This is a genomic window from Streptomyces phaeofaciens (assembly GCF_014648915.1).
Taxonomy (GTDB): domain Bacteria; phylum Actinomycetota; class Actinomycetes; order Streptomycetales; family Streptomycetaceae; genus Streptomyces; species Streptomyces phaeofaciens.
Genome location: NZ_BMSA01000005.1, coordinates 164,450 through 187,583, shown reverse-complemented (window position 1 = coordinate 187,583; position 23,134 = coordinate 164,450). Strand labels below are relative to the sequence as shown.

Here is a 23,134-nt window from a genome sequence, read left to right as displayed (position 1 = left end):
CTCCGCCTGGCTCTGCCCGGCTCGGCTCAGCCTGACTTTGGCCGGTTCGGCTCGGCTCAGCCCTGCTCGGCCAGCAGCCGGTCGGCGATCTCCTCGACGCGCTCGCGCAGCCCCTCCTGGCTCTTGCCGCCGTCGAGGCGCTCGCCGCCGATGACGTACGTCGGTGTGCCGGTGACCCCGATCGCCTTGCCCTCGGCCTGGTCGGCGTCCACGATCAGGATGTGCCGGCCGTCGATCAGCGCGGTGTCGAACTCCTCCGCGTCGAGCCCGAGTTCCCCTGCGACCTCGACCAGGAAGGGTTCGCCCCTACGGTCCAGCTCCTCGACCCGGCCCAGCACGGCCTCGACGTACGGCCATCCCCCACCCTGCTCCAGAGCCTCCTCGGCGGCCTGGGCGGCCGCGAAGGAGTGCTTGTGCTTCTCCAGCGGGAAGTGCCGCAGCCGCAGCTCGAGCCGGTCGCCGTAGCGCTCGCGCAGGGCGCGCAGATCGTCGAGGGCATGGCGGCAGTCCGGGCACTGCAGCTCGCACCAGACGTCCAGGACGACGGCGGACTGGGCGGATGCCGGATCGGACGCGGCGGCGGACACCGGGGAGGACTCACTCATGCCCCCAGTCTCCCAGCCCGCCCGCACCCGTCCCAATCCGGACCGCACCGGCCCCGGCCCGGCCCGCACCCGCGTCCACCGGGCGCCGGCCCGGACCCCGAGGCGACCCCGACCCCGGCCGCGCCGGCCCACGGAGACCGGCACCTGCGGAGGAGCCGACCCGGAGATGTCCCTGATGTCCGGCCGGAGCATGGCCCGAGAGCGGGGTGGAGGTGCAGGATGGAAGAGACACAGCGCCCGTCCGCCGGAGCGCCGAGCCACCTTGTCACCGCCCGCACGTGCCCGCCAGGAGGACCGGATGATTGCCGAGACCGTCTGTTCCGCCGCCGCCGTGGCCGGCCTGGGCATCGCGGCGGTCACGGCCTACCGCAAGCGTTACCTCGCAGCCGCCCGGCTCACGGCGTACTCCCTGGTACCCCTCGGCCTGGTGATGACCGGGGTCGTCGAATGGCTCGCCGACACGGCCTTCAGCCCCACCGCGTGGGCCGGCTTCGGCGTGCTCGGCGCTGCCTGGGCCCTCTTCGCGACCACACGCGCCGTGGAGCGCCGCCGCGGCGACACCCGCAAGGACCGCAAGGCGGCGGCCCGCGCCGAGCGAACCGGCGCCGTGGCCCCGACCGCCTCGGCACCCTCCCTGAGCCAGGGCTCCCGCCCGGCGGCCCGTCCCGCCGCCGCGCCCCGCGCCCAGGGCGGCGCCGACGACTTCAGCGACATCGAGGCCATCCTCAAGAAGCACGGCATATGAAGCCCGGCGACGCCGGGACGTGACTGTGGGTGAGGGATCTCGGCGGCCCGCCGGTTGAAACGACACAGTCGGCCCCTGGGCGCGCGGAAGTGATCACAGCCTGAAACCGACATCACGGAATTCAGCGAACTCCCGCTCATTCCGGGCGTGTTGATCGCGCGGAGTGCCTGGCCTGCGTCATCATCGCCCGCGAGATGCTGGACACGACACAGAGCGATACCGCGCCGCCGCAGGACGAGCCGCGTGGATGCCTCTTCGCCCTTTCCCAGCCACCGCTGATGATCTTCCTTGCGGTGATCGGGTGTCTGCTGCTCATGGCTGCGCTGCACGATCTGCTGCTGCTCTGAGCCGTACCCGCGGTCCCCGGCGTCACCCGCCGGGGCCGCGTCGGCATCGAGAAACGAAGGACGAACGAGAAAAGCGAAGGACGGGGGAGGGGAGGGAGGGGGAGGGGGGTGGCGGGGGACGGCGACGAAGGCGAGAGGTGAGCCTCAGCCCGCGGCCTCCTTGCGGCGCGCCCGATAGGCGGCCACGTGGAGGCGGTTGCCGCAGGTGCGGCTGTCGCAGTACCGGCGCGACCGGTTGCGGGAGAGGTCGACGAAGGCCCGCCGGCAGTCCGGGGCCTCGCAGCGCCGCAGTCGCTCCTGCTCGCCGGCCACCACGAAGAAGGCCAGCGCCATCCCGCAGTCGGCCGCCAGGTGGTCCGCGACGGAGGCGCCGGGCGCGAAGTAGTGCACATGCCAGTCGTAGCCGTCGTGATCGGTGAGCCGGGGGGTGGTGCCCGCGGCGGCGACCAGCTCGTTGATCAGCCCGGCGGCGATCCGGGGGTCCGACGCCGCGAAGATCCCGGCGAACCGCCCCCGGATCTTGCGCACCGCGGACAGGTCGAACTCGGAGAGCACGCCGACGTCACTGATGTCGTGCCTGTGGACGAACTCCGCGAGGGCGGGGACGTCCGGCAGCGTGTCCGGGGTCGCCTCGCCCTCCGGGGCGGTGTTCACCAGATCCACCACGGCATCGAGCGCACACCGGGTGTCGTGGGTGATCAGCACGTTTCGCTCCCTGGCCTGGGGGTCGGGCGGGCGCCCGCCGATGCTGGCCGATGGTAGCCGCCCCGAAGGCATAAGCCACGGGGCAGTCGTGTCCGGGGCCCGCACGGCGCCGCCGCCCTCGTGGCCGGCCGCCGGGGGAGACCCCGTAACTCCAGCATGCCAAGCCGACCCCGACCTGCGCACCGAGCCAACCGACCCGCCCGCGATCGCCCTTCAACCAACATCACCGCACACCGACGGACTCCCAGGGCGGGACGAACCCCCTGTTTTTGGGCTCCTGGCCTGCGCTGCACGGGCCGCGCTCCACGGCCTGCGCTGCACGGGTCGTGGTCCACGAGTCGCGGGCCACGGGTCGGGCCCACGCACGCCGACGCCGCCCCACGGGAGTCCGTGGTGCGGCGTCGGCGCATACCGTATGCAGTTGTCCAGACCCGAGCCGTCTCCCCGAGTGGACGGCGCCGGGCGACTCGTGGTGAGCCTCGCTCTAGCTTTCCGCCAGGATGTGCGAGAGCTCTTGATCGAGATCGAAGTGTCGGTGTTCCGTGCCGGGAGGCACGGCAGCGTCCGTCCGCTTCAGGAAGGACTCCAGGGCCCGCGCCGGGGCCTCGAGCAGTGCCTCGCCCTCGGGAGAACTCAGGGCGATGCAGACGACCCCCTGACCGTGGCTGCGCGACGGCCAGACGCGGACGTCGCCGGTTCCCGTGGGCCGGTGCAGGCCCTCCGCGAGGAGGTCACGGGCGAACACCCACTCGACGGTTTCCTCGGCTCCGGTGTGGAAGGTGGCGTGCACGGCGTAGGGGTCGGCCGTGTCGTACCGCAGGCCTGCGGGGACAGGCAGGGAGGACTCGCTCGACACAACGAGGCGCAGGTGCAGCTCGCAGCTGACCGTGGTGTTCATAAGCGCCAGGGCCTTTCGCTCAGTGTGCGCTCGGGGATTCGCACGTCGGCGAAATCGACATGCCACCTACGGTGCCGTTGTAAACCCCTCTGAGTGTTTTGCGTGCCTTTACGTAACTCTTCCGGCCGAGGGTGCGTTCGCGAAGTACCACCATTCCGGTGACCGGAATCTCTCGGGTAGGGTCTGGGTGTATGAATACGGGGAGTGACGAGCCTGGCGAGGTTGCCATGGCGGCGGACAGGACGAACATGGGCGGATCGGCGGAGGATCAGTCCGAGCAAGGTCTCGGCTCCAAGGCGCCGGAGTTCATCAAGGCGCGCCGCATGCTGCACCTGAGCTGGCAGGTCGGCGTCTTCGTGATCGGTCTCGCCGTCGTCGGCGCCGGGATCATCATGCTGCCGCTGCCGGGACCCGGCTGGGTCGTGATCTTCGGTGGCATGGCGATCTGGGCGACCGAGTTCGTCTGGGCCCAGCTCGTGCTGCGCTGGACCAAGCGCAAGGTCACCGAGGCGGCCCAGCGGGCCCTCGACCCCAAGGTCCGCTGGCGCAACATCATCCTGACCGCGATCGGTCTCGTGATCATCGGCGCGCTGCTGGGTGTCTACCTGTGGAAGTTCGGCCTGGAGATGCCCTGGAAGATCAAGGACCAGTGATCCACGGCGGGGGCGCGGGGGCCGTCCGGCGGTGGTCACAGGCACCCCCTGACATGGGGTAATGTTCTCCGTGCGCCCGGGCGATTAGCTCAGTGGGAGAGCGCTTCGTTCACACCGAAGAGGTCACTGGTTCGAACCCAGTATCGCCCACCCCGGGATGATGGCCCGTCTGCGACAGTGCAGACGGGCCATCGTCGTTTTGCGCGGCCGACGCTGCCGCTGCCGCTGCTGCCGCCGCTCGTATCGCTGGTGACGCTTGCGTTGGCGTTCGTGTCGGTGGCGGCGCAGATTGCGGTGCTTGTGCCGGTGCCGGTGCCGGCGGCTGTTCCTGTGCCGGTCCTGTGGTCCTGTCCAGCTTGGCGCCGACCGGACGCCGGCACTGACACCGTCGCTCCTGGTCGTCCTCGGCGCTGCCGCCTCGCCCCCGTGCCGGTCGCCCTCGGCACCTCGGCCTCGCCCCCGGTCGCCTCGGCGCCGCAGCCATGCCCGGGCTGGCCCGGCCCCGCCTCGGTCGCTCTCGGTGTCGCTCCGCGCACCGAGCCGATCGCCCGCGGTCGGTGCTGCCCTCACCTCGGTCGCTCTCGGTGTCGCACCTCGCACCTCGCACCTCGCCCCGAGCCGGTCGCCCGCGGTGCTGCCGTCGCCCCGAGCCGGTCGCCCGCGGTGCTGCCGTCGCCCCGAGCCGGTCGCCCGCGGTGCTGCCGTCGCCCCGAGCCGGTCGCCCTCGGTGCTGCCCTCGCCCCGAGCTGGTCGCCCTCGGTGCTGCCCTCGCCCCGAGCTGGTCGCTCTCGGTGTCGCAGCCCGGCCCGTCCTGCCCAGCCCCGCCCCCGGGGCGCCCCGAGCCGCCAAGCGTTCCGCCCAGCGCACCCCGCTCCATCCCACGCCCCTCCACCCCACCCCACCCCACCCCTCCACCCGCGCCCTCGCAGCCAAGCCCTCCCCACCCGCTTGCGATCCACCCGCCCACCCCATGACGGCCGCGCGAAGCCCCCACCCCTGCCCACCTCTCGACGCGCAAACCAAGCCCCAACCCCGCAACTCCCGCCACCCCCACCCCCCAACCCCCGCCCCCACCACCTCCCTCCGCACCTTCCCCCCAGCCGAATTCCCCCTCCACCCAGCCAGATTCCCACCCCCCTCCCCACCCCTCCATCCACCCCTCCCCCCGTCCGCCCCCCCCGAACGCACCGCCCCCACCAGCGACTTCACACCTTTCGTCCCGTCAGATCACCTCCCCCCGCCCACCGTCCCCCCGACCCGCCCCGCAAGAAATTCCTGTCCGAATCATTGACGCTCCCCCAACCCCCTCGTACCTTGTGCCAGCAAGCGCTTTCTTGAAACGATTCATGCAACCAGCAATGACGCTGCGGGGAGGGCCCGACTGTGGGAACGAGCAGGAATGTTGAGAGGCGAACGATCCTGAAGGCCGCGGGGGCGACGGCGGCCACGCTGGGCCTGGCCGCGACCACGGGGTGCGGGGGAGACAGCGGAACGTCGGCGGACGGGACGGTCACGATCCGTTACGCATGGTGGGGTGGCGAGCCGCGCACCATCGCCATCAAGAAGACGATCGCGCTCTTCGAGAAGAAGTACCCGAAGATCAAGATCAAGCCCGAATTCACCGACTACGAGGCGTTCTGGGAGAAGTTCCAGACCCAGGCCTCCGGCGGGAATCCGCCGGACGTTTTCCAGAATGCGGTCGGCTTTCTGCGCAAGTACGACAAGCGCGGAGTTCTGATGGATCTCAAGTCGCAGGCGGACGCCGGGAACCTGAGCCTGGAGAACTTCCGCAACGGCGTGCTGGCGAACGGTCAGGTCGACGGCAAGCAGATCGGCATACCCGTCGGCGCCAACACCATGGCGCTCGTCATCGACCTCAAGGCCTTTCAGAAGGCAGGCGTGGAGGCGAAGTTCGGCTGGACCTGGGACGAGTACTTCGCCGCGCTCCAGACGATCCAGGACAAGCTGAAGATCGCCGGCGACACCGGCTACTTCAGCATCATGTACCTCTACGACCTGTATCTGCGCCAGAACGGCAAGGCGTTCTTCACCGACAGCGATCTCGGCTTCACCGAGGACGATGTGACGCAGTGGTGGGAGGACGGCTACAAGCGCGTGAAGTCCGGGCTGGTCGCCGACCCGAAGAAGATCGAGCAGGTCAAGCCGAAGTCCGGCCTCTCGGCGGGCCTGGCCGCGTCCGAGTTCACCTGGGACAACTTCTCCATCCGCTACGAGGGCGAGGGCGAGTCGGACTACGGGCTCGCGCCGATCCCCACCACGGACGGCAAGGACACCGGCCAGTACCTCGGTTCGCTGATGCTGAGCGCCTTCTCCGGGACCAAGCACCCCAAGGAAGTCGCCCAGTTCATCGACTTCATGGTCCACGACCCCGAGGTCGGCAAGATCATGGGCTACGACCGCGGCATCCTCTCCACCACCGAGCAGTACGACGCCTTCAAGCCGGCCGACGACAACAACAAGGGCGTCGCGGCGTACGAGGACGAGGTCGCCGAGGCCGGCGCTCTCGGGAAGATCACCCCGCACCCGTCCGGCGCGGACGTCATCGAGGCGGCCTTCCTGCGGATCGGCGGTGAGGTCGCCCAGGGCACGACCAAGCCGGCCGACGCCGCGAAGGCGCTGTTCAGCGAGGCCAAGGCCGCGTTCGCGGGCTGAGGGGACGTACCACCATGACGCTCGTCAAGGAAGCGCCCGTGCGCCCGGCGAAGAAGCGGTCCGCCGCTCCTGCCGCCGGGCGGCGCGGGCGGCGCCGCGAGAACCTCGCCGGCTATCTCTTCATGTCGCCGTGGATCGCGGGTTTCCTGCTGCTCACGGCGGGGCCGATGATCGCGTCGCTCTACTACGCGTTCACCAGCTACAACCTGTTCACGCCGCCCCAGTGGGTGGGGCTCGACAACTTCACGACGATGTTCCAGGACCCGCGCTGGCAGAAGTCGGTGCAGGTCACGCTGAAGTACGTCGTCGTGGCGACCCCGCTGAAGCTGCTCCTCGCGCTCGGCGTGGCGCTGCTGCTCGCGCAGAAGCGGCGCGGACAGGCCCTGTACCGGGCCGCGTTCTACATGCCGTCGCTCATCGGCGCCAGCGTCTCCGTGGGCTTCGTGTGGCGGGCGCTGTTCTCCGACGACGCCGTCGTGGACCGTACGCAGAAGATCTTCGGGCTGGACGTCGGCGGCTGGATCGGCAACCCGGACTATGTCCTGTACGCCCTGGTGGCGCTGAGCATCTGGCAGTTCGGTGCGCCGATGGTCATCTTCCTGGCGGGGCTCAAGCAGGTGCCGCAGGAGCTGTACGAGGCCGCCGAGATGGACGGGGCCGGCCCCTTCCGCCGGTTCTGGAACGTCACACTGCCGATGATCTCCCCGGTGCTCTTCTTCAACGTGCTGCTGGAGTCCATCCACGCGTTCCAGGTGTTCGGCTCCGCGTACGTGGTCTCCGACACCCGGTGCGGACCGGCCGACGCCACCCTCGTCTACACCTGTTACCTGTACCAGAAGGGCTTCAAGGAGGCCCAGATGGGCTTCGCCTCCGCGATGGCCTGGACGCTGGTCGTAGCGGTCGCGCTCGTCACGGCGGTCCTGTTCTGGTCGCAGAAGAAGTGGGTGCACTACGAGGAGGCCGCCAAGTGACCAGTGCCACCAGCCCCGCCGTGCGCCCCGCGAACGAGCGGCGGCGCATCGGATCCCTCGTCTGGCACGTGGGCGCGATCCTTGTGCTCGCGGTCGTCCTCTACCCGGTGATCTGGGTGCTCGGCGCCTCGTTCAAGCCGAGCAAAGACATCATCGCCAGTCTCGACCTGCTGCCCACCGAGCCGGTCTGGGCGAACTTCTCCGGGCTCGCCGACGGTATCTCCGGCATCTCCATCACCAGCTTCTTCAGCAACTCGCTGATGTACGCCGGCCTGGCCGTGGTCGGGGTGGTGCTCTCCAGCTCGCTGACGGCGTACGCCTTCGCCAAGATCCGGTTCGCCGGGCGGAACCTGCTGTTCACGCTGATGATCGGCACCCTGCTGCTGCCGTACCACGTGCTGCTCATCCCGCAGTACGTGCTGTTCCGCAACCTCGGTTACATCGATACGCTCGTGCCGCTCGTCGCGGGCAAGTTCCTGGCCACGGAGGCGTTCTTCGTCTTCCTGATGGTGCAGTTCATGCGCGGGCTGCCGCGCGAGCTGGACGAGGCAGCCAAGCTCGACGGCTGCGGGCACCTGCGGACCTACTGGTCCATCGTGCTGCCGCTGAGCCGCCCCGCCATCATCACCAGCGCCATCTTCACGTTCATCAACGCGTGGAACGACTTCATGGGGCCGTTGATCTACCTCAACACCCCGTCCAAGTACACCGTGTCGCTCGGCCTGATGATGTTCCGCGACCAGGAGGGCATCTCCAACTACGGCAGCATGATCGCGATGTCGCTGGTGGCGCTGGTGCCGGTCATCGCCTTCTTCATGGCCTTCCAGCGCTATCTCATCGACGGCATGGCGACCTCCGGTCTGAAGGGCTGAGGAGGTCACCATGGCGCAAGCACGCGTGAAGGCCCGCTCCGCGCGCAGGGAGTCCGTGTTCGGTGAGCGGTTCGCGCTCTTCGCCGAATGTCTGCTCACCGGGGTGTGGATCGCCGTGGCCTGTCTCGGGGTCGTCACCTACCCCGCGGCCTTCGCCGCCGGCGCACGGCATCTGCGCCGTCGTACCACCCATGAGGACGGTGGCCTGCGGGAGTTCGTCGAGGACTTCAGGGCGGCCGTGCGCGGCGGGTGGGTCGTCGGGCTCGCCGGGTGGGCGGTGGCCGCCGCTGTCCGGGTGGACGTCCTGGCCGCGCGGGCGGGGCTTCCCGGTGGGCCGTTCGTCGGGGCCGTCGGTGTCCTCGCGCTGATCGGGCTCGCCGTGGCCCTGCTGCGGGCGGCGGCCGACTGGAGTCCTGGCCGCGCCTGGCGGGCGCTGCTCGCGGACGCCGGGCGGCGGACCGTGCTCGATCCCGCCGGGTCCTTCCTGGTCGTGTGCGGGCTGGCCGTCGTCTCCCTGTCCGCTTGGTTCGTCGCGCCGTTGGCGGTCCCCGTTCTCGGGGCCGTCGCGGGGGCGGCCGTCGCCGTCGAGCGGCGGTACCGGCACCGCTGACGGCCGGCCTTCGTATCGGGCCGGCGCCCCCGGGCGCCGCGCCTCCATCTGTCATGCCCCTGACCATCCGCCCCTGACCACCCGCCCCTGGCCACCCACGGCCCCTGACCACCCACGGCCCCTGACCTTCCAGGCTCCTGGCCATCCAGGCCCTTGACCACCCAGGCCCCTGACCACCCCCGCTCCTGACCATCCCTGCATCCGCACGGAAAGGAAGGCTGCCTCTCATGTCTCCCATCCCCCGTAGGTCCCTTCTCAAGGCGGCGGCCGTCGCCGGCGCCGCCGCCCAGTTCAGCTGGGCGCTGGGGGCGAAGGGCGCCGAAGCCGCGCCGAGAGCCGCGGCGGCGGACGCCGATCCGGTGACCCTCGACTGGCTGGAGGACGGCGGTCTCGGCGCCGCCCCCGGCTCCACCCTCGGGGTGCCCTGGCCGATGGGCACCTTCCAGGAGGACCAGACCTTCGCGCTGACGGACGCCGACGGCAAGGACGTCCCGGTGCAGTCCTGGCCGATCGGCTACTGGCCGGACGGATCGCTGAAGTGGACGGCCCACGCGGTCGGCCAGGGATCCGGGAAGCTCACCCTCTCCGCCGGAACCCCCGCGGCCCCCGCCGAGAAGGTCACCGTCGACAGGAGCGGCGGCACGGTCGACGTCTCCACCGGCGTGATCACGGTGAAGATCGGCAAGGACGGCGCCTCGCTCATCAAGTCGGTCAGGCGCGGCTCGACGGAGATCGCCAAGAACGGCCGGCTGGTCCTGATCCGCCAGCCCGAGATCGAGGACGAGGACCAGGGAACCGTCAAGACCGAGCGCTTCGAGGGCGCCATCGGCGAGGTGACCGTGGAACAGGAAGGCCCCGTCCGCGCGGTCGTCCGGATCGACGGCAAGCACCGCAAGGGCAGCCGCAGCTGGCTCCCCTTCTCCCTGCGCCTCTACTTCTACGCGGGCGCCGACTCCTTCCGCATGGTCCACACGATCACCTACGACGGAACCCAGGAGCCCGGCAGGGCGAGCGGCGACTTCATTCGCGGCCTCGGCGTGCGCTTCACCGTCCCGATGCGCGACGAGTCCTACGACCGGCACATCCGCATCGGCGGCGAGGGAACCGGTCTGCTGCGCGAGGCCGTCAAGGGCATCACCGGACTGCGCCGCGACCCGGGCGCGGCCGTCCAGGCCGCCCAGTACGCGGGCCAGAAGCTGCCCGACCCGTCCACCTGGGACCAGCGGGTCACCACCCGCCTCCAGTACATCCCCGAGTGGGGCGACTACACCCTCTCCCAGCTCTCCGCCGACGGCTTCACCCTGCGCAAGCGCACCAAGAAGGGCTACGGCTGGGTCGGCGCCGGCGGCGGCAAGCGCGCGTCCGGCTTCGGGTACGTCGGCGGGGCGAGCGGCGGCTTCTCCTTCGGCCTGCGCGACTTCTGGGAGAAGCACCCCGCCCAGCTCGACATCCGGGACGCCCACACCGATGCCGCCGAGGTCACCCTCTGGCTCTGGTCGCCCGAGGCGCAGCCCATGGACCTGCGCTTCTACCACGACGGCATGGGCCAGGACACCTTCCCCGAGCAGCTCGAAGGCCTCAACATCACCTACGAGGACTACGAGCCCGGCTTCGGCACCCCCTACGGCATCGCCCGGACCTCCGAACTCCTCTTCTGGGCCAACGAGTCGACGCCCGCCCCCGAGAAGCTCGCCGAGCAGGTCGAGGCCGTCCGGGTGCTGCCGCAGCTCGCCGCCCCGCCGAAGCAGCTCATCAAGGCGAAGGTCTTCGGCCCCGGCCTGTACTCCGAGCCGGACCGCTCCACCCCCGCCAAGGCGAAGATCGAGGACCACCTCGACTTCCTCTTCACCTACTACAAGGACCAGGTGGAGCAGCGCCGCTGGTACGGCTTCTGGGACTACGGCGACATCATGCACACCTACGACACCGTCCGGCACCAGTGGCGGTACGACATCGGCGGCTACGCCTGGGACAACTCCGAGCTGTCCCCGGACCTCTGGCTCTGGTTCGCGTACCTGCGCAGCGGCCGCGCCGACATCTTCCGCTTCGCCGAGGCGATGACCCGGCACACCGGGGAGGTGGATGTCTACCACCTCGGCCAGTGGGCGGGCCTGGGCACCCGGCACGGCGTCCAGCACTACGCGGACAGTGCCAAGCAGCAGCGCATCGCCAACACGACCTACCGCCGCTACTACTACTTCCTCACCGCCGACGAACGCGTCGGCGACCTCATGCACGCCAACGTCGACTCCGACGAGACGTTCCTCGCCCTGGACCCGCTGCGGAAGATCCGCACCGAGCCGTACACCCCCGACCGGCACGCCCTGTCGATCGGCTTCGGCACCGACTGGAGCGGTCTGGTCTCGGCCTGGCTCACCGAGTGGGAGCGCAAGGGCCCCAAGTGGGAGAAGGCCAGGGCGCGCGTCCTGTCCACCATGGAGACCATCGCCGCCCAGCCCAACGGCTTCGTCCAGGGCAGTGGCCTGTACGACCTCGACACCGGGAAGTTCGCCGTCGCCGCCACCCCGGTCGTCGGCGTCTCGCACCTGTCCGCCGTGTTCGGCCTCAACGAACTGTGCGCCGAACTCATCCACCTGGTCGACATACCGGCGTTCAACGAGGCGTACTACGACTACTGCCGCTACTTCAACGCCACCAAGGCCGAGCAGGCGGCCCGCTACGGCAGCAACTTCGGCACCCTGCTGCTCTTCCAGGGCCACTCCCGCCTCGACGCCTACGCCGCCGTACAGACCGGCGACCAGGCGCTCGCCAAGCGGGCGTGGACGAAGTTCTACGGCTCCGACGGCTACACCGAGTCCTCGCCCTGGAAGACGGAGCAACTGAGCGGCCCCGCCACCCTGGTGCCGGGCAGCGAGGCCGCCTGGGTGTCCACCAACGACACCGCGCTGTACGGCCTCGCCGCCATCGAGAACCTGGCGCTGCTCGGCGACAAGATGCCGTAACCGAAGGTCAGTTCATCCGCCCCAGGACCTCCCGCACCTTCCGGACGTCCCGCAGCCGCTGCTCGTACGTCGCCCCGAGTGCGAGCAGCAGCAGTCCGGCGAGGGCGGGCGGTACCCAGCGGGGCAGCAGCTCGGCCACCTGGGCGAGATACGGGGCGAGGGCGTGCAGCGCGTCCAGGACCAGCACCGAGCCGCCCAGCACCAGCGGCGCCCGGAGCCGGTGCCGGGCGCCCAGCAGGGTGACCAGCAGCGCCCCCGCGCCCAGCAGCAGGGGCCGGGTGAACTCCGGGTCGTACTGGGCGGCCGCCAGGCTCGGCAGCAGCGTGGCGGCGAGCCCGGGGCCGTACGCCGTCCAGGACGACGTCCGCGGGTCGCGGTGCCGGCGCAGGGCCCCGACGAGCAGCGCCGGGACGGTGACCGGCAGCGTGTACGCCTCCGGGAGGCCCACCCGCCAGGCCGCGAGCCGTACCCAGGCGGCCAGGACGAAGAGGGCGGCGGCCGCGTACCCGACGGCGCGGCGGTCCGGTCGTACGGCCGTGGCCGCCGCGATCACCCCGCACAGGGACAGCACCAGCGCCAGCAGCGGCGGGTCGAAGACCGCCAGAGCGACGGCGACGAGGCCGGCGACGGCTCCCGCCGTCTCCACCGCGAGCGTGGCGCGGGGGCCGGTGATCCGGGGCGCCACCAGGGCCGCGGCCGCCGGGACCACCAGGACCAGCAGCGCGATGTGCTCCGGCCGCCAGCCGGCCGAGGCGCCCACGGCACAGGCCAGGGCCGTGGCGTACCCGACGGAGGCGGCCGCCGTCACCGGGGCGTGGCACCCGCGCAGTGCCGCCGCCGCGAACAGCGCGGTGAGCGAGGCGAGGACGGTGAGGGTCGCGGGCTCGGCGGCCAGGGAGGCGAGGGCGACACTCAGGGAGGTCGCCAGGGCCGACCCGAGGGCCGTCCGGGTCACGGACGGTCCGAGGGCCGGCCGCGTCAGGGTCGCCAGCAGCCCCAGCACGGCCAGCCCGTGCACCGGCAGGCCGACCGCGTACGGCAGTTCCAGCGCGGCCGGCAGCACGACCGCCGCGGCCCACACCAGGGGGAGCGCGTGCCGCCGCCACGCGCCGGCCCGGACCGCCAGGACGGCGGCGACCGCCACGAGCACCAGGGGAGCGGTGACCGCGTACGGCGGCCAGAAGGCGTCGGGCGTCGCGGCGGCGCGGGCGTCGGCCGGGGCTCCCGTCCACACCCGGCCCAGCCAGGCCGCGGGCCCGAGCAGGGTGACGCCCACGACGGGCAGCGTCCACAGCACCGCGCCCGCCTGTACGGCGGCGGAGGCCGCGGTCAGGCCCCGGCGCACCGGCTCCGGGCCGCGCGCCACGGCGAGCAGCGCGATCCCGCACGCCAGACACGCCGGCACGAGCCAGTCACCGGGCACCGTCACCCGCAGGACGCCCGCGGCGCCGGCGACCAGGAGGAGGCCGCCCGCCGCCGCCGTGCCCAGGGCGAGCCCGGGGCGCGGGGCATACCGGGCGGCGGCCACGGCGATCGCCGCCGCGAGGGCGAAGAGCCCCGCCGCACGGGCGGCGGCACCCGGGCCGGAGGCGTCCAGGGCGAGCACACCGGCCGCCAGGACACCCCAGCCGCCCGCGCCGAACGCGCACACCACGGCGACGAGCCGGACGGCCCGCCCGGACACCCGCAGCGCGACCGCCACGTCGAACGCGGCCGTCAGCAGCACGGCGACAGCGGCCGCGTACAGCTCTCCACCGGCCGCCACCACCCAGAGAGGCAAAGGGAGTTGGGCGACCAGCAGGGCGGCCGGGAGCGGCAGCCGCAGGGCGCCGAGCGCCGTGCCGTAGCCCGTCCAGAGTGCCGCCAGCAGGGTCGCGCAGACCGCCGCGTACGTCGTGCCGTCCGCCGTGCGGAACGCCACCTCGTGCAGCGCGAACGTGTCCAGCACGGTCAGTGCGAGGCCGAGGCCCGCGACGGTCTCGGCGGTCGAGCGCAGCGTCCGCCGCAGCAGCACCGCGGGGGCGCCGAGCACGGCCAGGGTGACCGCGCCCAGCACCAGGGAACGGCCCGCGATACCCAGCTGACCCCAGCTGACCAGGGTGAACACCATCGCCGCGACCGTGAGCAGGATGCCGCCGAGGAGCAGCAGGACGTTCTGCACGCCGGGGGCGGTCGCCTCGGGCCGGGGCGGTACGGGCGGCGGCGGAGCGGTCGCGGCCGACGGCCGTACCGGGTGGAGCGTGGTGACCAGCCAGGCGCGGCGGGCCAGCAACTGGCCCCGGCGGGCGTCCAGTCGGCGCAGCTCGGCGTCGAGGAGCCGGAGCTCCTCGGCCGGGGGCGGAAAGTGCGTCATGCCTGGAGTGTGGTCCGCGTCACGCCGAATGCCATGGGTACGGGTACTCAGGGGCGTACTCAAATGCCGCTCGGCGGGCCTCCGTACGGGCACACTCGGCCCATGGACTGGACCCATTACCGCTTCCTCAGCCTGTGGGCCCTGCCCGCGCCGCCCGCCGCCGTGTACACGGCCCTGGAGCGGGCCGAGGACTATCCGCGCTGGTGGCGCCAGGTGCGGGAGGTGAAACGGATCGACGACACGACCGGCGTCATCCGCATCCGCTCCCTCCTGCCCTACGACATGACGTTCACCGCGCACGAGGTGCGGCGCGATCCGGTGGCCGGCGTGCTGGAGATCCGGATGTCCGGCGACATCGACGGCTGGGCCCGCTGGACGCTCACCGCCGGCGGCCCCGGCACGCTCGCCCGCTACGAGCAGGTCGTCGACGTGAACAAGCCGCTGCTCAGGCGGTTCGCCGTGGCCGGGCGGCCGGTGTTCCGCGCGAACCACCGGCTGATGATGCGCGCCGGACGGCGCGGACTGGCCGGCTACCTGCAAGCGGTTTGAAGGAAGCGTCCGGGGACCTGTATTGTTCAGTGCGTTCCCGGGCGATTAGCTCAGTGGGAGAGCGCTTCGTTCACACCGAAGAGGTCACTGGTTCGAACCCAGTATCGCCCACCGGGAGAGAACCGGTCCGCGTCACGCGGGCCGGTTCTTCTGCGTTCCACCGGCACATGTCCGTGCGTCCTCCGTGCGTCCTCCGTGCGTCTCCGTACGCCTCGGCACGTCTCCGCACGTCCTAGCGCCGCTCCGGTCAGGCCGCGGCCGGCAGCTCCGGGCGCAGCGGCCACGAGATGTCCACCGTCTCCGGATTGCCGCTGCGCGCGAACCACGCCTGGAGACCCCGGGCCTGCGCCGCGTGCCACGCCGTCTGGAGGGCGTGCAGATCGGCGGGGGACAGGCGCTCCAGACGGGCCGCGAAGCGCCGGCCCACCGCGCGCACGACCTCCAGCGCCGCCAGCGCGTCCGCCGCCGCGTCGTGCGCGTCGGACAGGGACACCTCGTAGTGCGCACACAGGTCGGTGAGCGTACGGCGGCCCTTGCGGTAGCGGTCCAGGTGCTTGTCCAGGACCCGCGGATCCAGCACCCGCAGCGGGGCCGGCTCCAGCCAGTGGTCCAGCGACGAGGCCCGGTGCCGACGCAGCTCCCGGTCGAGCAGCGTCAGGTCGAACGGCGCGTTCATCACCACCAACGGCCGTCCCGCCGCCGCCTGTTCGGCCAGCAGCTCGGCTATCTCGAACATCACCGGCGACGGCCAGCGGCCGTTGCGCTGAAGATGCTCCTCCGTCAGCCCGTGCACCGCCGTCGCCTCGGCGGGCACCGGCACGCCCGGGTTCACCAGCCAGCGGCTCACCCTGGGCCGGACGCCCGGGGCGTCCTGGACGACGAGCGCGGCCGACACTATGCGGTCGGACTCCACGTCGATGCCCGTCGTCTCCGTGTCGAAGGCGGCCAGAGGGCCCTCGTACCAGTACGACATACCAACACAACCCCTCGTTCACCCACGGCAGCTGACGCACCGTCTTCTGCCTGTTTGGTGATACCCGGGCTGTTTGCGCCGTACGCCGGAAGGACACAACAGGAGTACGGGTCTTTGCAGTTCAGCGGCCCGCGGCGGGATTCACTCAGTATTCACCCGGCCCGGTTCCGGGCATCTCTTCTGGCTGGGAAGGCTGTTCGTCATGGCGATAGCGCAGCCCGAGCGGGGCGGGCTGCTGCCCGAACACACGGGCCCCCATCGCGGCACACTCGCCACCACCGCCTGCATGGAGACCTTGCAGGTGGGCTACTTGCACGCGGTCGCGGCGGCGGCGGGCTGCTCGTTGTCCCAGCCGTTCCCGGACAACGGCATCGACTGGCACGTCAGCCACAGCGCCCCCGGGCACACCGTGGACGACGAGGTCACCATCAAGGTGCAGCTCAAGGCGACCTACCAGGTCGCGCCCAGCCCGCCGGGCCGGTTCTTCTCCTTCACCCTCGACAACGACCACCTGCGCAAGCTCGCCCGCACCCCGGTCTCGGTGCACAAGATCCTGGTGGTGATGATCGTCCCCCGGTCGCAGGACCAGTGGCTGCGGGCCGGGCACGACCGCCTCGACCTGCGGCACTGCTGCTACTGGGTCAATCTCGCCGGCCACCCCGTCACCGGCCGGACCCGGACCACCGTGCGGATACCGACCTCACGCATCTTCGACGACCGGGCGCTGTGCGAGATCATGACGCGGGTCGGGACGGGAGGCAGACCATGACCCACCGCCCCCTCGACGAGTCCGTACGGCCGGTACGGCCGCACCCCGAATCCCACTGGAACCGTCCCCCCGAGCCCGGCAAGGTCGACCCCGCCGTGCTCGGCGCCCTGCTGCGCCGGCACGGCTGGCAGCGGCGCGGCGGCGCCGCCGGACGGTACGGCCGCTGGACCCCGCCCGGACCTGCCGCCGCCGGCACCAGCCTGCTCGTGCCGGAGAGCCGGGCCTTCCCCGACAGCGACGACCTGCTCGGCGAGGCCCTCCAGGCCCTGGCCCGCAGCGGCGCGCCCTCCGCACGCGAGGTGCTGGTCGGACTCGCCGTGCCCAGTGACGAGATCCGCTGGTGGCGGGACGTGCCGGACGGGCCCGCCGGGGCCGCGCCCTGGACCGTCGAGGAACAGCTGCGCGGCGCCGCCCGCCAGATGCTCCTCGCCGGTGCCCTCGCCACCCGCGCGCGGGCCGGCTACTACGGCGCCCGGCACCGCCGCGCGGCGACCGCGCTCCTCGACCACGTCCTCGTCGGCCCCGCGTCCGACGGCCGCCGCCTCACCGCCTTCGTGTCCACCGACCCCGGCCGCCCGCTCGCCGTACGGCTCCACCAGGCCCTCTACGCGGTCCGCGAGGCCATCGACTACCAGCGGGCCACCGGCGGCATGGACGCCTTCGACGGCGCCGTGGAGGCCGGTGCCAGCCGGGAGCTGACCGAGGCGCTCATCGCCCTCGTCCGGGGCACCGAGGGCGCCCGGATTGCCGTCGAGTGGGCCCCCGCGGCCGGGGTCCCCGCCGACTGCGCGGCGGACACCGAGCCCATCGAGTTCTCCCCCGGCGATCTGCCCGCGCTGCGCGAGGCCGGCGCCCGCTATCTGCGCGAGGAACCCTCCGTGTCCGTGCGGATCACCGGCGCGGTGGTCCGGCTGCGCCGGCCCGGACCCCGCGGAGAGGGCAGCGTACGGCTGCGGGTGCTGGCCGGCGCCGACATCCCGTACGTCCGGGTCACCCTCGACGAGGAGGACTACCGCATCGCCGGACAGGCCCACCTCGTCGGGCTGCCGGTGCGGGTCCAGGGACGGCTGGAGAGCCGGGGCGGCTTCCGCAGGCTCGGCGGGGCCTGCGCGGTCGCTCCCGTCCAGGTGGACGAGGCGGAGCGGGACCGGCTGATGAAGTCGTTGCAGGAGACCGCAGAGATCACGGCCGTCTTCGAGGAGGCCTGCGGCGGGGAGGAGCGCGGGGACTGATTTCGCGGTCGGCGGGTGCGGGTCGGTACGATCCCCTATTGCGCGCGCTCACAGTACGGCGCCGCACCCACCAGCAGTCAGGAGAGACCGGTGTCAGACGTCCGTGTGATCATCCAACGCGATTCCGAACGGGAAGAGCGCACGGTGACGACGGGCACTACGGCCGCCGACCTCTTCGCCGGCGAGCGCTCGGTCATCGCCGCGCGCGTCGGCGGCGAGCTTCGGGACCTGTCGTACGTGCTCTCCGAGGGCGAAGAGGTCGAGGGCGTCGAGATCGCCTCCGAGGACGGCCTCAACATCCTGCGTCACTCCACCGCGCACGTGCTGGCCCAGGCCGTGCAGGAGATCTTCCCCGAGGCCAAGCTGGGCATCGGCCCGCCGGTCAAGGACGGCTTCTACTACGACTTCGACGTCGAGAAGCCGTTCACGCCCGAGGATCTCAAGGCCATCGAGAAGAAGATGCAGGAGATCCAGAAGCGCGGGCAGAAGTTCGCCCGCCGGGTCGTCACCGACGAGGCGGCCCGCGAGGAGCTGGCGGACGAGCCCTACAAGCTGGAGCTGATCGGCCTCAAGGGCTCCGCGTCCTCCGACGACGGCGCGGACGTCGAGGTCGGCGGCGGCGAGCTGACGATCTACGACAACCTCGACGCCAAGACCGGCGAGCTGTGCTGGAAGGACCTCTGCCGCGGCCCCCACCTGCCCTCCACCCGCCTGATCCCGGCGTTCAAGCTGATGCGCAACGCGGCCGCCTACTGGCGCGGCAGCGAGAAGAACCCCATGCTCCAGCGCATCTACGGCACCGCCTGGCCGTCCAGGGACGAGCTGAAGGCGTACCTCGACTTCCTCGCCGAGGCCGAGAAGCGCGACCACCGCAAGCTGGGCTCCGAGCTGGACCTGTTCTCCATCCCCGAGCAGATCGGCTCCGGCCTCGCCGTCTTCCACCCCAAGGGCGGCATCGTCCGCCGTGTGATGGAGGACTACTCGCGCCGCCGCCACGAGGAGGAGGGCTACGAGTTCGTCTACACCCCGCACGCGACGAAGGGGAAGCTCTTCGAGACGTCCGGGCACCTGGACTGGTACGCCGACGGCATGTACCCGCCCATGCAGCTCGACGAGGGCGTGGACTACTACCTCAAGCCCATGAACTGCCCGATGCACAACCTGATCTTCGACGCGCGCGGCCGCTCCTACCGTGAACTGCCGCTGCGCCTCTTCGAGTTCGGGACCGTGTACCGGTACGAGAAGTCGGGCGTCGTGCACGGCCTCACCCGCGCCCGCGGCTTCACGCAGGACGACGCGCACATCTACTGCACCCGTGAGCAGATGTCGGAGGAGCTCGACAAGACGCTCACCTTCGTCCTCGGCCTGCTGCGCGACTACGGCCTGACCGACTTCTACCTGGAGCTGTCCACCAAGGACCCGGAGAAGTTTGTCGGCTCCGACGAGGTCTGGGAGGAGGCGACCGAGACGCTCCGCCAGGTCGCCGAGAAGCAGGGCCTGCCGCTCGTGCCCGACCCGGGGGGCGCCGCCTTCTACGGTCCGAAGATCTCCGTCCAGACGAAGGACGCCATCGGCCGCACCTGGCAGATGTCGACCATCCAGCTCGACTTCAACCTGCCCGAGCGCTTCGACCTGGAGTACACCGGCCCGGACGGCGCCAAGCAGCGCCCGGTGATGATCCACCGCGCCCTGTTCGGCTCCATCGAGCGGTTCTTCGCGGTGCTCCTGGAGCACTACGCGGGCGCCTTCCCGGCGTGGCTGGCTCCGGTCCAGGCGATCGGCATCCCGATCGGCGACGGGCACGTGGAGTACCTGGAGAAGTTCGCCGCGGCCGCGAAGCGGCGGGGCCTGCGCGTCGAGGTCGACTCGTCCTCCGACCGGATGCAGAAGAAGATCCGCAACGCCCAGAAGCAGAAGGTGCCCTTCATGGTCATCGCGGGCGACGAGGACATGTCGAACGGCTCGGTGTCCTTCCGCTACCGCGACGGCTCCCAGGAGAACGGCATCCCGTTCGACGAGGCGATCGCCAAGATCGCGCAGGTCGTCGAGGAGCGGACGCAGGTCTGACCTGATCCCGCCCCCCGCAGGCCCCCGGAAGGCTCAGTCCTCCGGGGGCCTGCGGTCGCTCTCGCGCGAGAAGATCTGCAGCAGCCAGGAGGAGAACGACCCGGTCACCGCGCCGAGCAGGGCCAGGCCGCCGGCCATCATCACCATCGCGATCGCCCGGCCGCCCGTGGTCACCGGTGTGATGTCCCCGTAGCCGACCGTGCTGAGGGTCTCGGCGGCCCACCACACCGCGTCCCCGAACGTCCGCATGGTGGCACCGGGCGCCCCACGCTCCTGCTGGAAGACCGCGAGGGCCCCGGCGAAGCCGAGGAGCAGCGTCGACAGGCCGGCGTAGGCGATCACCCGCGCGTGCAGCGAGACCCGGGGCTCCCCCTGCCGACGCTGGATGGCGTCGTAGAGCGGGACGATCCGCAGCGGCCGCAGCAGGGGCAGAAGGACCACCACCGTGTGCAGGAAGTGCGTCCTGACGAAGTGCGGGAAGTGCTGCCCGCTGAGGCGCCAGCGGACGACGTAGTCCGCGGCGAACACCAGCCAGAGCGCCAGCATCGTGAACCCGCACAGGTCCTTCCAGCCGGACGGCATGCTCACGGCGAGGACACGGGCGGCATAGGCGGCCAGGAAGAGCAGCGACGCCAGGAACAGGGGGATCTCGGTGCCCTGTTCCCAGCGGTCGTAACGGCTGTCGTCGTCCATCGCCCCAGCTTCGCCCGCGCCCCGTTTCCCACAACCCCGGCGACACGCCGCGAACGGGCGAAGCCATATGCTGCCTTGCATGACGAGTGAGCCGGAGCAGCAGATCGGAGTGGGTACGCAGGACGCGTTCCAGCGCCTGTGGACGCCCCACCGGATGGCCTACATCCAGGGCGAGAACAAGCCGACCGGCCCGGGGGCCGACGACGGCTGCCCGTTCTGTTCGATCCCGGCGAAATCCGACGAGGACGGGCTGGTCGTCCGGCGCGGGGAGCACGTGTACGCGGTGCTGAACCTGTACCCGTACAACGGCGGCCATCTGATGACCGTCCCCTACCGGCACGTCGCCGACTACACCGATCTGACCGGCCCGGAGACCACCGAGCTGGCCGAGCTGACCAAGCAGGCGATGACGGCCCTGCGCACCGCGTCCGGCGCACAGGGCTTCAACATCGGGATGAACCAGGGCGGCGTGGCGGGCGCCGGTATCGCCGCCCACCTCCACCAGCACATCGTGCCCCGCTGGGGCGGCGACACGAACTTCATGCCGGTGGTGGGGCACACGCGCGTGCTGCCGCAGCTCCTGGCGGACACCCGGAAGATGCTCGCCGACGCCTGGCCGGCCGCCTGACCCAGGGCCTGTCGTTTGGATCAGGCTGGCTGGACGTGGCGTGCCTCTCGGCCGACGCGACGCGCGGCATGATCCACACGACAGGCCCTAGGCGTCGTAGGTGTCCGCCTTCTTCGGGGAGACGTCCTGGACCGCCCCGCTGAGGGCGGACGCGCGCGAGCTGAACTTGTCGACGTCGACGTCGTGTTCCTTGAGCACCCTGAGCGCGGCCCTGTGCACCGCGCGCAGGACCGGGGTGGCCGCGCGCAGCGCGTCGTCGGCCATGAAGCGGTGCCGCCAGGGCTGGTCGGCCCAGGCGTGCCGCAGGCCGAACGGCTCGGGCAGGCCTATGGAGCCGCCGAGCCACTTCAGCACCGGCGGGTACCAGCTGATCGTGGCCCGCGCGGCGAGCCGGACCACCTCGTCCGTGGTGACCAGCGGCAGCTTGATCGTCCGGGTCTCCCAGAACCGGACGGTCTTGGCGACCTCCTTGGTGGGGGCCTCGGGCTTGCCGCTGAAGAGGCCGTTGACCGGGCCCAGCGCGTGGCCGGTGACCTCGACGCGCAGCGTCTCCTTCAGCACGGTCACGGTGATCATCATGGTGAGGATCAGATCGCCGTTCCACAGGTGCGGCCACTGCACACCCAGGTAGTGCCGGTCGCCGCCGTCGAACTGCTGGTTGTTGCAGATGTCCTCGACGGCCCTCGGCTTGACCTGGTACGCCTCGACGTCGGTGCCCTCGGGCCGGGTCACCGCCTTGGCGCCCTCGCCCACGTGCGTGACGATCCAGTGCCGCACGGTCGCCTGCGGGAACCCGCCGGTCTTCAGCCGCTGCCGGTGCAGCACGGCCAGCTCGTCGTGGATCGCCCGGACGACCGTCCAGCTGCGGAACTCGTGGATGCCCTTGACCTTGTCGAGCGGGACCAGTTCCTCCGCGAGGTGCCAGGACCCCCAGCGGGTGCCCATGCCGAGGATGCCCTTGGGGCCGGCGTAGAAGACCGAGTTGGACTGCTGCTCGGCGCTGAGCCGGGCCAGGGACTGGCGCAGCTGCTCGGCCGCGGCCTGGTCGGGGCTGGTCGGCACCGCCTCGGGGACCTTCGCGCCGATGCTGCCGCCGGAGAGCAGTCCGCCCCAGCGCTCGCGCAGGTCCGTCGCGGTCTTCTCGCAGACCCGCTTGGCCAGGAACCAGCCGGCCACCGGGGCCACGATGCACCCGCGCGCGTACCACCCCGCGAGGCCGGTGAAGGGCATCCGGACCAGGAAGATCACGGCGAGGGCGGCCACGGCGACCAGCAGGCCGGTGCCGAGTCCGGAGATCCGCTTGTTGTCCGTTTTGCCCATCGTGGCCCGGAGCTGGAAGACGAGCAGCCAGACCACCAGGCCCGGCAGGAAGAGCACGCCGCACAGCAGCATGAGTCCGGTCAGCTTCTTGTCGCGCTCCCGGCGGATGCGGTTGGCCGCGAGGCAGTGCTCGACGACCACCTGCGGCTCGCTGCCGAAGGACTGGATGAGCGGCGCGCGGCCGACGCCCAGCATGCGGTCGATCACCGCCTGCGAGTACGCCTCACCGAAGTTGGGGCGGAAGATCTTGGCCCACTTCCGGCCGTCCTTGACCGTCGACTGGTGCCATTCGTTGTCGGCCTTCTTGATCTCCTCCATCGGGGTGTCCCGGTAGGCCGCCGAAGCCAGTGCGTACGTCGGGGCCTGCCCCTCGCCGCCCGTCCGTGGCACCTGTGGCCCGAAGAAGTCCTCCACGGTCATTCCCGCCCCCACTCGCCGCCGTCCCGCTCCTGCGGCCTTCCCGACTTCCGTACTCCGCACACCTGTTGATCAGGTCATCAGCGTATCT

At 71.3% G+C, this 23,134-nt stretch carries 20 protein-coding genes and 2 tRNA genes; 15 read left to right on the top strand and 7 right to left on the bottom strand.

Going from position 1 to position 23,134, the window contains the following annotated elements; all coding sequences use genetic code 11:
* Positions 1–56: 56 nt before the first annotated feature.
* Complete coding sequence (locus tag IE275_RS12330) at positions 57–605, bottom strand: DsbA family protein (protein ID WP_189710839.1); 549 nt, start codon at positions 603–605, stop codon at positions 57–59.
* Positions 606–903: 298 nt separating this feature from the next.
* Between IE275_RS12330 and IE275_RS12325 the strand changes: the two genes are divergently transcribed.
* Both IE275_RS12325 and IE275_RS12320 read left to right on the top strand, forming a co-directional pair.
* Complete coding sequence (locus tag IE275_RS12325) at positions 904–1,350, top strand: hypothetical protein (protein WP_189710837.1); 447 nt, start codon at positions 904–906, stop codon at positions 1,348–1,350.
* Positions 1,351–1,544: 194 nt separating this feature from the next.
* Entirely contained in the window at positions 1,545–1,697 is a 153-nt protein-coding gene (locus IE275_RS12320) for a hypothetical protein (protein ID WP_170068264.1), read from the top strand.
* Between the two features lie 144 nt (positions 1,698–1,841).
* Here the strand turns inward: IE275_RS12320 and IE275_RS12315 are convergent, their stop codons facing one another.
* Positions 1,842–2,402: a CGNR zinc finger domain-containing protein gene (locus tag IE275_RS12315; RefSeq protein ID WP_189710835.1), complete on the bottom strand. Its 561-nt coding sequence runs from the start codon at positions 2,400–2,402 to the stop codon at positions 1,842–1,844.
* Positions 2,403–2,886: 484 nt separating this feature from the next.
* Entirely contained in the window at positions 2,887–3,300 is a 414-nt protein-coding gene (locus tag IE275_RS12310; protein ID WP_004002642.1) for an SsgA family sporulation/cell division regulator, read from the bottom strand.
* A gap of 191 nt (positions 3,301–3,491) precedes the next feature.
* Between IE275_RS12310 and IE275_RS12305 the strand changes: the two genes are divergently transcribed.
* The 7 genes from IE275_RS12305 (at position 3,492) to IE275_RS12275 (ending at position 12,042) form a co-directional block, all read left to right on the top strand.
* On the top strand, positions 3,492–3,953 hold the full coding sequence (locus tag IE275_RS12305) for a TIGR02611 family protein (RefSeq protein ID WP_189710833.1): 462 nt from the start codon (positions 3,492–3,494) through the stop codon (positions 3,951–3,953).
* 78 nt (positions 3,954–4,031) lie between these two features.
* Positions 4,032–4,103: transfer RNA gene (locus IE275_RS12300), tRNA-Val, on the top strand.
* A gap of 1,233 nt (positions 4,104–5,336) precedes the next feature.
* A complete protein-coding gene (locus tag IE275_RS12295; protein ID WP_189710830.1) occupies positions 5,337–6,626 on the top strand; it encodes an ABC transporter substrate-binding protein in 1,290 nt (429 codons plus the stop codon).
* 14 nt (positions 6,627–6,640) lie between these two features.
* A complete protein-coding gene (locus IE275_RS12290) occupies positions 6,641–7,597 on the top strand; it encodes a carbohydrate ABC transporter permease (RefSeq protein WP_189710828.1) in 957 nt (318 codons plus the stop codon).
* Positions 7,594–8,469, top strand: a complete 876-nt coding sequence (locus tag IE275_RS12285; RefSeq protein ID WP_189710826.1) for a carbohydrate ABC transporter permease — start codon at positions 7,594–7,596, stop codon at positions 8,467–8,469. Before IE275_RS12290 ends, IE275_RS12285 begins: the two co-directional genes overlap by 4 nt.
* A gap of 10 nt (positions 8,470–8,479) precedes the next feature.
* The gene (locus IE275_RS12280; protein ID WP_189710824.1) at positions 8,480–9,079 is read left to right on the top strand and encodes a hypothetical protein; all 600 of its coding nucleotides are present in this window, start codon (positions 8,480–8,482) and stop codon (positions 9,077–9,079) included.
* A 227-nt stretch (positions 9,080–9,306) separates the two neighbouring features.
* The gene (locus tag IE275_RS12275) at positions 9,307–12,042 is read left to right on the top strand and encodes an exo-rhamnogalacturonan lyase family protein (protein ID WP_189710822.1); all 2,736 of its coding nucleotides are present in this window, start codon (positions 9,307–9,309) and stop codon (positions 12,040–12,042) included.
* 7 nt (positions 12,043–12,049) lie between these two features.
* Here the strand turns inward: IE275_RS12275 and IE275_RS12270 are convergent, their stop codons facing one another.
* Positions 12,050–14,395, bottom strand: coding sequence for an SCO7613 C-terminal domain-containing membrane protein (locus IE275_RS12270; RefSeq protein WP_189710820.1), 2,346 nt, complete (start codon positions 14,393–14,395; stop codon positions 12,050–12,052).
* 102 nt (positions 14,396–14,497) lie between these two features.
* On the opposite strand from IE275_RS12270, the gene IE275_RS12265 reads away from it, so the two are divergent.
* Together IE275_RS12265 and IE275_RS12260 are read left to right on the top strand one after the other, a co-directional pair.
* The gene (locus tag IE275_RS12265) at positions 14,498–14,944 is read left to right on the top strand and encodes an SRPBCC family protein (protein ID WP_189710818.1); all 447 of its coding nucleotides are present in this window, start codon (positions 14,498–14,500) and stop codon (positions 14,942–14,944) included.
* A gap of 39 nt (positions 14,945–14,983) precedes the next feature.
* Positions 14,984–15,055: transfer RNA gene (locus IE275_RS12260), tRNA-Val, on the top strand.
* A 136-nt stretch (positions 15,056–15,191) separates the two neighbouring features.
* On the opposite strand, the gene IE275_RS12255 is transcribed toward IE275_RS12260, so the two are convergent.
* Entirely contained in the window at positions 15,192–15,917 is a 726-nt protein-coding gene (locus IE275_RS12255; RefSeq protein ID WP_189710816.1) for an exonuclease domain-containing protein, read from the bottom strand.
* Between the two features lie 202 nt (positions 15,918–16,119).
* On the opposite strand from IE275_RS12255, the gene IE275_RS12250 reads away from it, so the two are divergent.
* The 3 genes from IE275_RS12250 to thrS all read left to right on the top strand — a co-directional run bounded on the left by IE275_RS12250 (position 16,120) and on the right by thrS (position 19,985).
* Positions 16,120–16,686 carry a DUF4365 domain-containing protein gene (locus IE275_RS12250; protein WP_189710814.1) on the top strand — a complete coding sequence of 189 codons (567 nt, stop codon included), beginning with the start codon at positions 16,120–16,122 and terminating at the stop codon, positions 16,684–16,686.
* Positions 16,683–17,918, top strand: coding sequence for a hypothetical protein (locus tag IE275_RS12245; RefSeq protein WP_189710813.1), 1,236 nt, complete (start codon positions 16,683–16,685; stop codon positions 17,916–17,918). The genes IE275_RS12250 and IE275_RS12245 overlap by 4 nt, the downstream gene beginning before the upstream one ends.
* Before the next feature lie 90 nt (positions 17,919–18,008).
* Positions 18,009–19,985, top strand: a complete 1,977-nt coding sequence (gene thrS, locus IE275_RS12240) for a threonine--tRNA ligase (protein ID WP_189710811.1) — start codon at positions 18,009–18,011, stop codon at positions 19,983–19,985.
* Between the two features lie 33 nt (positions 19,986–20,018).
* Here the strand turns inward: thrS and IE275_RS12235 are convergent, their stop codons facing one another.
* Positions 20,019–20,678 carry a potassium channel family protein gene (locus IE275_RS12235; protein WP_189710810.1) on the bottom strand — a complete coding sequence of 220 codons (660 nt, stop codon included), beginning with the start codon at positions 20,676–20,678 and terminating at the stop codon, positions 20,019–20,021.
* Positions 20,679–20,745: 67 nt separating this feature from the next.
* On the opposite strand from IE275_RS12235, the gene IE275_RS12230 reads away from it, so the two are divergent.
* Positions 20,746–21,306 carry an HIT family protein gene (locus tag IE275_RS12230; protein WP_189710808.1) on the top strand — a complete coding sequence of 187 codons (561 nt, stop codon included), beginning with the start codon at positions 20,746–20,748 and terminating at the stop codon, positions 21,304–21,306.
* An 87-nt stretch (positions 21,307–21,393) separates the two neighbouring features.
* Here IE275_RS12230 and IE275_RS12225 read toward each other — a convergent pair whose 3' ends face one another.
* Entirely contained in the window at positions 21,394–23,046 is a 1,653-nt protein-coding gene (locus tag IE275_RS12225) for an AbeC-like domain-containing protein (protein ID WP_189710806.1), read from the bottom strand.
* Positions 23,047–23,134 lie beyond the last annotated feature (88 nt).

Excerpts from the sequence above, each read along its gene's own strand:
- IE275_RS12330 (WP_189710839.1), bottom strand. The coding sequence starts at position 605 with ATGAGTGAGTCCTCCCCGGTGTCCGCCGCCGCGTCCGATCCGGCATCC.
- IE275_RS12280 (WP_189710824.1), top strand. The coding sequence starts at position 8,480 with ATGGCGCAAGCACGCGTGAAGGCCCGCTCCGCGCGCAGGGAGTCCGTG.
- IE275_RS12245 (WP_189710813.1), top strand. The coding sequence starts at position 16,683 with ATGACCCACCGCCCCCTCGACGAGTCCGTACGGCCGGTACGGCCGCAC.
- IE275_RS12230 (WP_189710808.1), top strand. The coding sequence starts at position 20,746 with ATGCTGCCTTGCATGACGAGTGAGCCGGAGCAGCAGATCGGAGTGGGT.
- IE275_RS12325 (WP_189710837.1), top strand. The coding sequence starts at position 904 with ATGATTGCCGAGACCGTCTGTTCCGCCGCCGCCGTGGCCGGCCTGGGC.
- IE275_RS12305 (WP_189710833.1), top strand. The coding sequence starts at position 3,492 with ATGAATACGGGGAGTGACGAGCCTGGCGAGGTTGCCATGGCGGCGGAC.
- IE275_RS12290 (WP_189710828.1), top strand. The coding sequence starts at position 6,641 with ATGACGCTCGTCAAGGAAGCGCCCGTGCGCCCGGCGAAGAAGCGGTCC.
- IE275_RS12265 (WP_189710818.1), top strand. The coding sequence starts at position 14,498 with ATGGACTGGACCCATTACCGCTTCCTCAGCCTGTGGGCCCTGCCCGCG.
- IE275_RS12320 (WP_170068264.1), top strand. The coding sequence starts at position 1,545 with ATGCTGGACACGACACAGAGCGATACCGCGCCGCCGCAGGACGAGCCG.
- IE275_RS12270 (WP_189710820.1), bottom strand. The coding sequence starts at position 14,395 with ATGACGCACTTTCCGCCCCCGGCCGAGGAGCTCCGGCTCCTCGACGCC.
- IE275_RS12310 (WP_004002642.1), bottom strand. The coding sequence starts at position 3,300 with ATGAACACCACGGTCAGCTGCGAGCTGCACCTGCGCCTCGTTGTGTCG.
- IE275_RS12235 (WP_189710810.1), bottom strand. The coding sequence starts at position 20,678 with ATGGACGACGACAGCCGTTACGACCGCTGGGAACAGGGCACCGAGATC.
- IE275_RS12255 (WP_189710816.1), bottom strand. The coding sequence starts at position 15,917 with ATGTCGTACTGGTACGAGGGCCCTCTGGCCGCCTTCGACACGGAGACG.
- IE275_RS12225 (WP_189710806.1), bottom strand. The coding sequence starts at position 23,046 with ATGACCGTGGAGGACTTCTTCGGGCCACAGGTGCCACGGACGGGCGGC.
- IE275_RS12250 (WP_189710814.1), top strand. The coding sequence starts at position 16,120 with ATGGCGATAGCGCAGCCCGAGCGGGGCGGGCTGCTGCCCGAACACACG.
- IE275_RS12275 (WP_189710822.1), top strand. The coding sequence starts at position 9,307 with ATGTCTCCCATCCCCCGTAGGTCCCTTCTCAAGGCGGCGGCCGTCGCC.